Here is a 12,045-nt window from a genome sequence, read left to right on the forward strand (position 1 = left end):
TACGATCTGTTCAATAGTAGAACGGTGTGTTCGAATATAGAACATACCGATCAACACCGCAAGGACCCGACGCCGCTGTCCAGGAGGACCGATGCAGTTCCACCACCACGGGTACGTCTCCGGCGAACCCCGCATCCAGGGCGCCGCCGGCACCGGCATCGACCGCCCCGCGGATCTTCCGGACGAGATGGATGTGCTCATCGTCGGGTCGGGACCCGCCGGCATGCTGCTGGCGGCGCAGATGTCGCAGTTCCCGGGTGTGACGACACGCATCATCGAGCGGCGGGACGGACGCCTGGTGCTGGGCCAGGCCGACGGCATCCAGCCTCGCAGCGTCGAGACGTTCCAGGCCTTCGGCTTCGCCGAGCGAATCGTCGCCGAGGCCTACAACATCGCCTACATGAACTTCTGGGGCCCCGACCCCGAGAACCCCCGAAACATCGTCCGCAAGACCCGCACCGAGGACTACGCGCTCAAGATCAGCGAGTTCCCGCACCTCATCGTCAATCAGGCGCGCGTCCTCGACTACTTCGCCGAGTCGGCGGCGCACGGCCCGGGCCGCATCGTCCCCGACTACGGCATCGAGTTCGCGGGACTCACTGTGCAGCAGGACGGCGACCACCCGGTCGAGGTGCGGGTGCGGTACGTCGCGGGGGAGCGTGCCGGCGAAGAGCGCACCGTGCGTGCGAAGTACGTCGTCGGCTCCGACGGCGCGCGGAGCGGAGTCCGCGAGGCGATCGGACGCCGGCACGTCGGGCAGTTCGCCTCCCACGCGTGGGGTGTCATGGACGTGCTGGTCAACACCGACTTCCCGGACTGGCGCACCAAGTGCGCGATCAACTCCGAAGCGGGCAACATCCTGCACATCCCTCGAGAGGGCGGCTACCTCAGCCGCATGTACATCGACCTCGGCGAGGTCGCCCCCGATGACGACCACCGCGTGCGGCAGACGCCGATCGAGGAGGTCATCCGCCGGGCCAACGAGATCCTCCACCCGTACTCGATCGACGTGAAGCAGGTCGCCTGGCACAGCGTGTACGAGGTGGGGCACCGTGTGACCGACAAGTTCGACGACGTCGATGTCGACCAGAGCCATGATCCGCGGGTGTTCCTCACCGGCGATGCGTGCCATACGCACAGCGCCAAGGCCGGTCAGGGCATGAACGTCTCCATGCAGGACGGCTTCAATCTCGGCTGGAAGCTCGGTCATGTCCTCTCCGGCCTCAGCCCCGCCTCTCTTCTGGCGACGTACTCCGCCGAGCGGCAGCCGGTCGCCCAGCAGCTGATCGACTTCGATCGCGAGTGGTCGGCGCTCATGGCGCGCAAGCCCGACGAGATCTCGGACCCGCACGATCTCGCGACCTACTACCTCGCGACCGCCGAGTTCCCGTCGGGGTTCATGACTCAGTACGGTCCCTCGATGATCGTGACGGACGCCGCGCACCAGGCGCTTGCCGAGGGGTTCCCCCTCGGCAAGCGCTTCGCATCCGCCGAGGTGGTCCGCGTGTGCGACGGCAACGTCGTGCATCTGGGACACCACGCGAAGGCCGACGGGCGCTGGCGCATCTACGCGTTCGCCGACGCCCCCGCCGCCGGGGAGCCGTCCGGACTGGCATCGTGGGCCGAGTGGCTGGGGTCGCCGGATTCCCCGGTCGCGCGCTTCACGCCGCCCGGCGCCGACCTCGACGCGGTGTTCGACGTGAAGGCGATCTATCAGCAGCGCTTCGAAGACGTCGACATCGCGCGTGTGCCCGAAGTCTTCCTTCCCCGGACCGGCCCCCTGGGGCTGACGGACTGGGAGAAGGTGTACGCGGCGGCCCCCAGCGCGTGGAGCGACGTCGACATCTTCGACGAGCGGAACCTGTCGCGCGATGGCGTGGTCGTCGTGGTGCGACCCGACCAGTACGTCGCCGCGGTGCTGCCCCTGGAGGCGACCGACGAGCTCGCCGCGTTCTTCGCGCAGAGCATGACCCCGCAGCGGGAGCCGTCAGGCGTCCTCCGCTGAACCCGTCCTCGCCGGCGAATCGGAGCGCATAGGTGTACAACGCGTATATCCGTGACACCGGCCGACGGCGGGCAGAATGGCCCCGAACAGATCGACACGACGGGATGCCGCGAGGCGCGGCATCCCGAACCCACGAGGGAGTCCCGCATGACGGACATCGCAGTGACCCAGAACCGTGAGACCGAGCTGCTGGCCTCCGTTCCGGACGGACTGTTCATCGGCGGACAGTGGCGCCCGGCGTCGGGCGAGAAGACGCTCAAGGTCTACGACCCGTCCAACGGCGAAGTCGTCAAAGAGATCGCGAACGCCTCGCCCGAGGACGGCAAGGCGGCGCTGGACGCGGCGGTCGAGACGTTCCCGGCGTGGGCGGCGACTCCGGCGCGGGAGCGGGCCGAGATCCTCCGTCGTGCGTTCGAGCTGCTGCAGGAGCGCAAGGAGGACTTCGCGCTTCTCATGACGATCGAGATGGGCAAGCCGCTGGCCGAAGCGCGCGGTGAGGTCGCCTACGGCGGCGAGTTCCTTCGCTGGTTCAGCGAGGAGACCGCGCGCGTGCAGGGCCGGTACGGCGCGAACCCCGAAGGCACCGGCCGGATGATCGTGTCGCAGCACCCGGTGGGTCCCTGCTTCCTGATCACCCCCTGGAACTTCCCCCTCGCGATGGCGACCCGCAAGATCGCTCCGGCGCTCGCCGCCGGCTGCACCGTCGTCATCAAGCCGGCCGAGCTCACACCGCTGACCACGCTCGCGTTCGCGAAGCTGCTGGAGGACGCCGGTCTGCCGGCCGGCGTGGTGAACGTGTTCACGACCTCGACCTCGGGCGCCGTGTCGGAGCCGATCATCCGCGACCCGCGGCTGCGCAAGCTCTCGTTCACCGGCTCGACGCAGGTGGGGCAGCGGCTGCTCGAGCAGGCGGCGCAGGGCGTGCTGCGCACCTCGATGGAGCTCGGCGGCAATGCGCCGTTCGTGGTGTTCGACGACGCCGACCTCGACAAGGCGGTCGACGGCGCGATGCTTGCGAAGTTCCGCAATATCGGCCAGGCGTGCACCGCCGCGAACCGGTTCATCGTGCACCGCTCCGTGCAGGACGAGTTCGCCCGCCGGGTCACCGAGCGCGTGCAGGCCATGAAGATCGGGCGGGGGACCGAAGAAGGCGTGAGCATCGGCCCGCTCATCGACGACCGTGCGGTCGAGAAGGCCTCGACTCTGGTGCAGGATGCCGTCGACCGCGGCGCGTCCGTCGCCACCGGCGGCAAGGCGCTGGACGGCCCCGGCACGTTCTACGAGCCGACCGTCGTGACCGACGTGCGGCCGGGGTCCGACATCCTGCGCGAGGAGATCTTCGGACCGGTCCTCGCGATCATCCCCTTCGACACCGAGGACGACGCCGTTCGCCTCGCGAACGACACCGAGTACGGCCTGGTGTCCTACGTGTTCACCGAGAGCCTCTCGCGCGGACAGCGCATGATCGAGCGGCTCGAGACCGGGATGATGGGCCTGAACGTCGGCGTCGTCTCCAACGCGGCGGCTCCCTTCGGCGGGTGGAAGATGTCGGGTCTGGGGCGCGAGGGCGGCGCCGAGGGCATCCACGAGTACCTGCAGACGAAGTACACGCTCACCGCCAACCCGTTCTGACGCGAGCCGGATCCGGGCCTTACGCCTTTCGTGTTCGCGCGTCCAGCCCTTTTCTCCGGGTGCCTGAACCCGACAAGGTGAAGTGTGAGCTTCACGGATGATCTGGGCGCCTGGGTGGCGCGGCAACGGTGGTATGCGGGGAAGAGCCACGCTCCAAGGTTCAGGGTCCTCGATGCCCAGCCGGTGCCGGAGGCCACGCGCTACCTGCTGATGGACGACGCGGGAACGCGCCCTGCGCTCTACCACGTGCCCCTCGCGGTGGTCGCCGAACCCGTCGAGCCGCAGGCCGTCGTCGGGCGCGACGGCGCCGGCTATGTGATCGACGCGACCCGGCACCCGGGTTTCGCCACCGGCATGCTGGCGGAGATGGGAGTCGACGTCAGCCGGGTCACCGGCTCGCGGATGCTCACGGGCGAGCAGTCCAATACGTCCATCGTGTTCGACCAGGACGGCGAGCCGACGATCATCCTGAAGCTCTTCCGCACCCTCCACCACGGCGAGAACCCCGACGTGACGGTCCAGCGCGCGCTGAGCGACGCGGGGTCGCCGTACGTGCCGCGATTCCTCGGGAGCATCGACGCCGAGTGGCCCGACATCGGTCGCCGTGCCGGCGTCGCGCACGGGACGGTGGCGTTCGCGCAGGAGTTCCTTCCCGGTGTGCGGGACGGGTGGGCCGTCGCTCTCGAGGCTGCGGCGGATCAGCGGGACTTCACGCAGGCCGCACGCGATCTCGGAACCGCCGTCGCCGGCGTGCATGGCGCTCTCGGCGCGGCGCTGGAGACGGCGGATGCCGGAGCCGACGCGGTCGCGGCGACCGCGGCGGCCTGGCGACGACGGCTCGGGATCGCCGCCGCCGAAGTGCCGGCGGTCGCGGATCGCGTCTCGGCGATCGACGCCGTGTACCGCACGGCGCTGGAGCGCCCCTGGCCGCGGCTGCAGCGCATCCACGGCGACCTTCATCTCGGTCAGGTGCTCGCCGTACCCGCCCGCGGGTGGCGCATCGTCGACTTCGAAGGCGAGCCCCTCCGGCCGATGGAGGAACGTGCCGTGCCCGATCTGCCTCCCCGCGATGTCGCCGGGATGCTGCGGTCGTTCGACTACGCGAGCGCCGTCGCCGGCGCACCCGATGCACGGGCCTGGGCGGCGGCGTGTCACGCGGCGTTCATCGACTCCTACGCCGCCGCTCCCGGCTCCGTGCCGCTCGATCCCGCGCTGCTGCAGGCGCTCGTGCTCGACAAGGCGGTCTACGAGTCGATCTACGAGGCGCGCAATCGCCCGGACTGGCTCCCGGTGCCCCTGGCGGGCATCGACGCCGCCCTTGCCTGAGTAGCTCGGCGGGGGCCGACCCTACTCGCCGGCGGGCTGCTCGGTCTCCGTCTCGGGGGATCGCAGCAGCAGGAACATCGCTCCGTAGGCCGCCAGCGAGACGGAGAAGCTCCGCAGGTCGTCGACGTACCCCACCGTCTCGCCCGAGGCGGCGTCGACCACCTCGCTTCCCGGAACGAGCTGCTCCGAGCGCACGGTGCCTTCGGTCGACTCGTGCGAGAAGTTCAGCACCGTCACCTGTGTCGGTGCGTCGGCGTGCGGGTCGCCGTCGTCGAGGCGATGGACGAGGACGAGCATCCCGGCGTGCGCGACCTCGGGGATGTCGATCTGCGACGCCGTGGCGATGCCGAACTCCCGCCGAAGCTCGAGGATGCCGGCCAGGCGCGAGGCGAACGACTCCGGATCGTCCAGCTGGGCGGGAAGAGCGCCGTAGAGCGCGCGGCCGCGGGGCATCCCGGCCGCGGAGCGCGTCGCGTCCGGATCGACGTCGAGCAGATCGTGCGCGCCGCGCTCGATCCACCGGGTGTCGCCGGCTGCGATCAAGTCGGCGACCTGGGTGGCGGGGACGGTCAGCATGCCGGTGAGGTCCCATCCGGAGAGCGCGAAGACACCCGGCTGCCACGCGTTGTAGGCGCACAGCAGAAGGTGCGCATCGCGGATGGCGGGCAGGTCCTCTTCGCCGATGTCGTCGAGTCGTGCGATGCCCCGCGTCGCGGCGATGAGCGAGGCCGTCGTGCACGCGATGCCGTTCTGTGTGAACACGCGGTTGTAGTCGGCCGTGCCGGTGAGGCCCTCGGTGAGATCGGCGCGCACCTCCTCGGCGAGCTGCGAGCCCGAGATCTCGCGGCCGCGGAAGCGGAACAGTTCGTCACCGTGCCGGGTCGCCCAGTGGACGAGCTCGTAGGTGAGCTCGTCGTGGTTCTGCATCCCGTGGACGAGCTGCACGGGCTGCACCCCGAGCTGGAGCGAGGTCGTGAGTGCGAGCCGCAGGAACTCCGTCTGTCCCGTCGCGAGGGCGTGGTGGTAGCCCGGGCGTCCGATGAAGTCGTACGAGAGATCGGCTCCGACCGCCCCGGTGTCGCGGATGTCCTCGATCGTGAGGTTCAGCTCCTGGAACGTGAAGCCGCCGACCTTACGCACCATCCCGGCGATGATGTGGTTCGCCGCGTGCGAGAGCGGATGACCCTCCGACCAGGCCGGAAGGCCCTCGGCGCTCTTCTCGACGCCGAGGAATCCGTTCGCGTCCAGGCGCAGCGCGCTCGTGCCGAGCTCGCCGAGCGAGTGCAGCGCGTCGCCGATGACCAGGCGCATCCCGGCGAAGGTCGGGTCGAGCCAGTTGATCGAAGGCTGCCCCTGCTTGAAGTAGTGGAGGTAGACCCAGCGACGCGTGATGCCGTCGGGGCCGATCACGGGAGCGGTCGCACTCCAGTTCGTCTCCTTCACGCCGGGGGTGTAGAAGATGACGCGCTGGAGCGCGCCGATGATGTAGCCGTGCCCCGCGAGCTCGTGCTCGGTCGCGGGGTCGAGGTTCACGCTGTCGGCGCCCTCGGGCACGTCGGGAAGGAGCGACCAGTCCTCCGGCGGGATCTCGATCATGTGGTAGATCCCGGGGTAGTCCTTGAACCCCATCTCGGCGAGGCGGAAGTCCGCACCCTTGCCGGTATGGCCGGGAACGATGTCGTCGATGATGCTTCCGCCGTGGGCGTCCGCGACGTCGCAGAGGGAGCGGAACTCGTCCTCGGCCCCGAAGGCCGGGTCGATCTGGGTGCTGATGCGATCGAAGTGCCCGTCGACGCTCGGGGTCTCGAGCCATCCGGCGATCCCGCCCGCTCGCTTGACCGGGCCGGTGTGGATCGCCGTGATCCCGATGCGATCGAAGGCCGCCCACAGGCCCTCGTCGCCCAATGCCGCGAGGAAGGACTGCCCGGGCCGGGTGATCAGCGAGATCGGGTACGCCGTGAACCACACGTCGCTGGTCGCGATCGCTCGGCGTGCGTCAGGGCGGGCGTAGGCGTTGCGCCACATCGTGGGCTGCCCCGAGAGCTGGCGAGCGAGGACGTCGGCGTCCTTGAGCATCGCCTGCCGCACCAGCCATTCGACGTACGACGGGTTGGTGCCGTTCGCCGTGCGCGGGTCGGTCCGGATGCGGCGCACACTGCTGCCGCGGAGGTGGTCGCGCGGACGGAGCCGCCGCGGTCGCGCGGGATACCGCTGCTCGTCGTAGCTGATCTCGGGAGTCTCGGTCTCGGACTCCTCAGCGTCGGCCGCATCCACTCCGGCCAGATCGATGGGGCCGGTGTAGAGGTCTTCGGGCCATTGCTCGTCGCGCGCCATCCCTCCACGTTAGAGGCCCCGTTTTCCTGCCACGAGGGACTGGTGCCAGCCGTCTCGAACGATTATGGGCATCGGGCCACGCTGCGGCAGAAGAGCGGACGCATACTGTCCGGAGCGCACGCCATGATGGGGGCATGGAGAACTCCGCGGTTCGGGAGGAGCGGCTCCGGTCGCACCGGCTGAGCGCCCCCGCCGCCACCATCGCCGATGCCGCGCGGCACATGCTCGCGACCCAGGGGCAGGAGTTCTGGGGTGGCCGCTGGGCGGTCGCGTCGCGCACACGCGGCGCACCGAGCCTGCGCGATGTCGACGCGGCCTTCGATCGAGGCGAGATCGTGCGGTCATGGACGATGCGCGGCACCATCCATGTCATCCCCGCCGAAGACCTCGCGTGGGTGCTGTCGATCACCGGGGAGCGGCAGGCGCGGCAGGCTGCCGGCGTCCGTCGCGCAGAGTCCATCGACGCCGATGAGATCGACCGAGCCCAGCGCGCCGCCGTCGCCGCGCTCGCAGGCGGCAACCGGCTGATCCGCCGAGAGCTCGCCGAGGTCTGGGAGACGGTCGGCGTCTCGACCGCGAAGCAGCGTGGCTACCACCTTCTGGTGGCGCTGTCTCTTCGGGGTGTGGTCTGCCAGGGGCCGGTCGTGCCGCGCGCGGGCGGACCGACGCGCGAGCAGTACATCGTGCTGGCGGATGAGTGGATCCGTTCCCCGGTGACGCCGCCTGATCCGCTCGCCGAGTTCTTCCACCGCTACATCGCCTCGCACGGACCGGCCGGGCCGCGCGACTTCGCGTGGTGGACGGGCCTGCCGCTCGGGGTCGCTCGCAAGGCGGCGGACGCGGCATCCGATCGCCTTCGCGTCGTGGGAGAGGAACCCGAGCCGCAGTACGTCGTCGGCGACCCGCCGCCGCCGCTCTCGGGTGCCGCCCCTCCGGTCCTCGCGCTGCCGCCCTTCGAGGAGTACTACCTGTCGTACGTCGACCGCACCGTGCCGTGCGCACCGGAGTTCCTCAGGGCGATCGGGCCGAGCATGAACGGCATCGTGCGACCCATCCTCGTCGCCCGCGGCGAGATCGTCGGCGTCTGGACGCACTCCGTCGCCGTCGGGCGGCACGCCGATCACCCGATCCCCGAGCTCTTCACCCCGGGTGCCGCGAGCGACGACGAGGTGTCCGCCGCCCTCGCCCGCTACCGGGACTTCATCACCGCCTAGCGTTCGCCTCCACCGGAGATCCTGCGGCCTGCACGAGCTCGCGCCCCGCGCGTCAGGCGTGCCGATCGAGGAAGTCGTAGACCTCGTTGTCGTCGACGCCGGGGAAGGCGCCGCGGGGGAGCGGCGAGAACATCTGCATGTGCACGCGCGCGCTCGGCCACGCCTTGCCCGACCAGCGCTGTGCGACATCACCGGGTGCGCGACGGCAGCAGGTCTCGTCGGGGCAGGTGGAGGTCGCCCGCTTCTGCGTCTCGCGGCCGCGGAACCAGCGCGCGTCGTCGAACGGCACGCCGACCGTGATCGAGAACTCGCCGTCCGAGGTCGCGCCGGTCTGGGTCGAGCACCAGAACGTGCCCGCGGGCGTGTCGGTGTACTGGTAGTGCTCGGTGGTGCGGTTCTGCTCCGAGAACGCCGCCCGTGCCGAGAACCTGCGGCATGCGACCTGGCCGTCGACGGCGCCGGTGACATCCATCGGCAGCGGCAGATCGTCGTTCTCGTACACCCGCGTGATCGCGCCCGAGCCGTCGACGCGAAGGAAGTGCAGGCGGATGCCGAGATGCGTGGTCGCGAGATTGGTCAGCCGCATTCCGGCCGCCTCGTGCGTCACGCCGAACGCGTCGCGGAAGTCCTCGACCGCGAGATTGCGGTCCTTCTTCGCCTGCTGCAGGAACGCCACGGATGCCGTCTCGGGCATCAGGCAGCACGCCGCGTAGTAGTTGATCTCGAGTCGCTGCTGCAGGAAGTCGGCGTAATCGGTCGGCCGGCGATGCCCGAGCAGGCGATGGGCCATCGCTTGCAGGGCCATCGAGCGCAGGCCATGACCACCCGGGATCGAGGCCGGCGGCAGGTAGATGCGGCCGTGCTCGAGGTCGGTGATCGACCGCGTGGAGCGCGGCAGGTCGCTGGCGTAGATGAGCTCGAATCCGAGCTTCTCGGCCATGATGCTCACCGTGCGGTGGGTCAGGGCACCGGACACGTGCCCGGCCGCCTTCAGCTGCTTCTCGGCGAGCTTCTCGATATCCGGAAGATAGTTGTCGTGCTCGCGCATCTTCAAGCGAAGCTCGGTGTTCGCCCGGCGGGCCTCTTCGGGAGTCGCGATGGCCTCGCGCTCTCGGCGCTGCAGTTCGCGGTGCAGTCCGAGGATCGACTCGAGCGTCTCGTCGGCCATGCCCTTGGTCACCTTGACCGGCGCGATGCCGAGCTGACGGAACACCGAGCTGGACTGCGCACGCTCGAGTTCGATCTCGAGGGCCGCCCGCCGATTGGGCGGCTCGGCGGAGAGGAGCTCGCCGACGTCGACCCCCGTGACGCTCGCGATCGCCTGGAGGAGCGACAGCTTCGGCTCTCGCTTGCCGTTCTCGATGAGGCTCAGCTGGCTTCCGGCTACACCGACAAGAGCGCCCAGCTCGTCCAGTGTGTAGCCGTGCGCGATGCGCTGATGGCGGATCCGGTGGCCGAGCGTCGAGAGCTCCAGGGACGTGGGCGGCATTCTTTGATGCTAGCGAAAGAATCGCAACTCTTGACGCCACGTTTCACGCGAAGACGGGTTCAATTGCGGGGAAAGTGGATGCAGAACGTGATTCTGCATCAGGAGGAGCGACACCATGGCCCTGGCCGACATCTTCACCCGCACCGAAGGCTCCGCCCCCGCACGCCCCACCATCTCGCGGACGTATGGCGATCTTCCGGCGATCCAGGGTGAGGGCATGGCTGCCCTCGTCGCGTGGGTCGACGAGATCGCTGCGCTCACCCAGCCCGCTCGCGTGCACTGGGTCGACGGCTCCCGCGCCGAGAACGACGCGCTGCTGCACGAGATGGTCGACGAGGGCAAGCTCATCAAGCTCAATCCCGAATGGCGGCCCGGCTCGTACCTCGCGCGCTCGCACCCGAGCGACGTCGCCAGGACCGAGGGCCGCACCTTCATCGCCTCGGAGCGCGAAGAGGACGCCGGGCCCACGAACAACTGGATCGCCCCCGACGAGATCCGCGAAACGATCACCCCCCTCTTCGAAGGGTCCATGCGCGGGCGCACGATGTACGTCGTGCCGTTCTCGATGGGCCCCGTCGGCGGACCGCTGTCGCACATCGGCGTGCAGGTCACCGACAGCGCGTACGCGGTGAGCTCGATCGGCATCATGACCCGCGTAGGCACCCCGGTGCTGCGCGAGATCGCCGGCGGTGCGCCCTGGGTCAAGACGGTTCACTCCGTCGGAGCTCCTCTCGCGCCGGGCGAGGCGGACGTCGCATGGCCCTGCAACGACGAGAAGTACATCGTCCACTTCCCCGACACCCTCGAAGTCTGGTCGTTCGGCTCGGGCTACGGCGGCAATGCGATCCTCGCCAAGAAGTGCTTCGCTCTGCGTATCGCGTCGGTGATCGGCCGCAACGAGGGCTGGCTCGCCGAGCACATGCTCCTCATCCGCGTGATCGACCCGGCCGGCCGCGCCTACCACCTGGCCGCGGCCTTCCCGTCGGCGTGCGGCAAGACGAATCTCGCCATGCTGCGGCCCACGATCCCGGGCTGGCGCGTCGAGACCCTCGGCGACGACATCGCCTGGCTGCGTCCGGGCGATGACGGGCGCCTGTGGGCCATCAACCCCGAGGCCGGATTCTTCGGCGTCGCCCCGGGCACCGGGGAGTCGACCAACGTCACCGCGGTCGAGACGCTGTGGGGGAACACGATCTTCACCAACGTCGCGCTGCGCCCCGACGGCGACGTGTGGTGGGAGGGGCTCACCGACGAACCGCCGGCAGAGCTCACCGACTGGGAGGGCAACCCCTGGACCCCGGCATCCGGTCGTCCCGCCGCCCACCCGAACTCGCGGTTCACCGTCGCGGCGACCCAGTGCCCGCAGATCGCCGACGACTGGGACGCACCCCAGGGCGTGCCGCTGGACGCGATCCTCTTCGGCGGCCGCCGGGCCACGAACCTGCCGCTCGTCGTCGAGGCGACCGACTGGACCCACGGCGTCTTCATGGGATCCAACGTCTCGTCCGAGCGCACCGCCGCCGCCGAGGGCACCGTCGGAGAGCTGCGCCGCGACCCGTTCGCCATGCTCCCGTTCTGCGGGTACAACATGGCCGACTACTTCGCTCACTGGCTCAAGGTCGGGCAGAAGCTGCGCTTCGACCGCGCGCCGCGGGTGTTCCAGGTCAACTGGTTCCGAAAGGGCTCGGACGGCCGCTTCCTGTGGCCGGGGTTCGGCGACAACTCGCGGGTCATCGACTGGATCATCCGCCGCATCGAGGGCGAGGTCCCGGCCGTCGACAGCCCGATCGGGCGCCTCCCGCGGACGTCGGACCTCGACCTCGAGGGCATCGACGTGGCGCAGGCCGACCTCGACGAGCTCTTCGCGATCGACCGCGACTCCTGGATGCGCGAGGCCGACCTCACCGAGGAGTTCTACCGCACCTTCGACGGCAAGGTCCCGGCACCGCTGTGGGCCGAGCTGGCCGCGCTGCGGTACCGCCTGCAGCGAGCCTGAGCCCCGCGCCGCTCCCGCTGCGCCGCGCACCACAGACCGGCGCCCGGCC

General features: G+C 69.8%; 7 protein-coding genes. 5 read left to right on the forward strand and 2 right to left on the reverse strand.

Translation table 11 applies throughout. The features are described from left to right. The first annotated feature begins 91 nt into the window (after window positions 1–91). The 3 genes from WYM_RS03300 to WYM_RS03310 all read left to right on the forward strand — a co-directional run bounded on the left by WYM_RS03300 (window position 92) and on the right by WYM_RS03310 (window position 4,963). Window positions 92–2,005, forward strand: a complete 1,914-nt coding sequence (locus WYM_RS03300; RefSeq protein ID WP_019179404.1) for an FAD-binding monooxygenase — start codon at window positions 92–94, stop codon at window positions 2,003–2,005. 147 nt (window positions 2,006–2,152) lie between these two features. Further along, window positions 2,153–3,637 (forward strand): NAD-dependent succinate-semialdehyde dehydrogenase, encoded by a 1,485-nt coding sequence (locus WYM_RS03305; protein ID WP_019179405.1) that lies wholly within the window; start codon window positions 2,153–2,155, stop codon window positions 3,635–3,637. Between the two features lie 84 nt (window positions 3,638–3,721). After that, the gene (locus WYM_RS03310; RefSeq protein ID WP_026059506.1) at window positions 3,722–4,963 is read left to right on the forward strand and encodes a maltokinase N-terminal cap-like domain-containing protein; all 1,242 of its coding nucleotides are present in this window, start codon (window positions 3,722–3,724) and stop codon (window positions 4,961–4,963) included. Between the two features lie 21 nt (window positions 4,964–4,984). Here the strand turns inward: WYM_RS03310 and treS are convergent, their stop codons facing one another. After that, window positions 4,985–7,297 (reverse strand): maltose alpha-D-glucosyltransferase, encoded by a 2,313-nt coding sequence (gene treS / locus WYM_RS03315; protein ID WP_019179407.1) that lies wholly within the window; start codon window positions 7,295–7,297, stop codon window positions 4,985–4,987. Window positions 7,298–7,431: 134 nt separating this feature from the next. On the opposite strand from treS, the gene WYM_RS03320 reads away from it, so the two are divergent. After that, window positions 7,432–8,511, forward strand: coding sequence for a winged helix DNA-binding domain-containing protein (locus WYM_RS03320; protein ID WP_019179408.1), 1,080 nt, complete (start codon window positions 7,432–7,434; stop codon window positions 8,509–8,511). Between the two features lie 52 nt (window positions 8,512–8,563). Here WYM_RS03320 and WYM_RS03325 read toward each other — a convergent pair whose 3' ends face one another. Continuing rightward, entirely contained in the window at window positions 8,564–10,000 is a 1,437-nt protein-coding gene (locus tag WYM_RS03325) for an XRE family transcriptional regulator (RefSeq protein WP_019179409.1), read from the reverse strand. 115 nt (window positions 10,001–10,115) lie between these two features. Between WYM_RS03325 and WYM_RS03330 the strand changes: the two genes are divergently transcribed. Continuing rightward, window positions 10,116–11,996: a phosphoenolpyruvate carboxykinase (GTP) gene (locus tag WYM_RS03330; protein ID WP_019179410.1), complete on the forward strand. Its 1,881-nt coding sequence runs from the start codon at window positions 10,116–10,118 to the stop codon at window positions 11,994–11,996. Window positions 11,997–12,045 lie beyond the last annotated feature (49 nt).

Source organism: Microbacterium yannicii PS01 (assembly GCF_000304335.1).
Taxonomy (GTDB): Bacteria; Actinomycetota; Actinomycetes; order Actinomycetales; family Microbacteriaceae; genus Microbacterium; species Microbacterium yannicii_A.

Excerpts from the sequence above, each read along its gene's own strand:
- WYM_RS03320 (WP_019179408.1), top strand. The coding sequence starts at position 7,432 with ATGGAGAACTCCGCGGTTCGGGAGGAGCGGCTCCGGTCGCACCGGCTG.
- WYM_RS03330 (WP_019179410.1), top strand. The coding sequence starts at position 10,116 with ATGGCCCTGGCCGACATCTTCACCCGCACCGAAGGCTCCGCCCCCGCA.
- WYM_RS03325 (WP_019179409.1), bottom strand. The coding sequence starts at position 10,000 with ATGCCGCCCACGTCCCTGGAGCTCTCGACGCTCGGCCACCGGATCCGC.
- treS (WP_019179407.1), bottom strand. The coding sequence starts at position 7,297 with ATGGCGCGCGACGAGCAATGGCCCGAAGACCTCTACACCGGCCCCATC.
- WYM_RS03305 (WP_019179405.1), top strand. The coding sequence starts at position 2,153 with ATGACGGACATCGCAGTGACCCAGAACCGTGAGACCGAGCTGCTGGCC.
- WYM_RS03300 (WP_019179404.1), top strand. The coding sequence starts at position 92 with ATGCAGTTCCACCACCACGGGTACGTCTCCGGCGAACCCCGCATCCAG.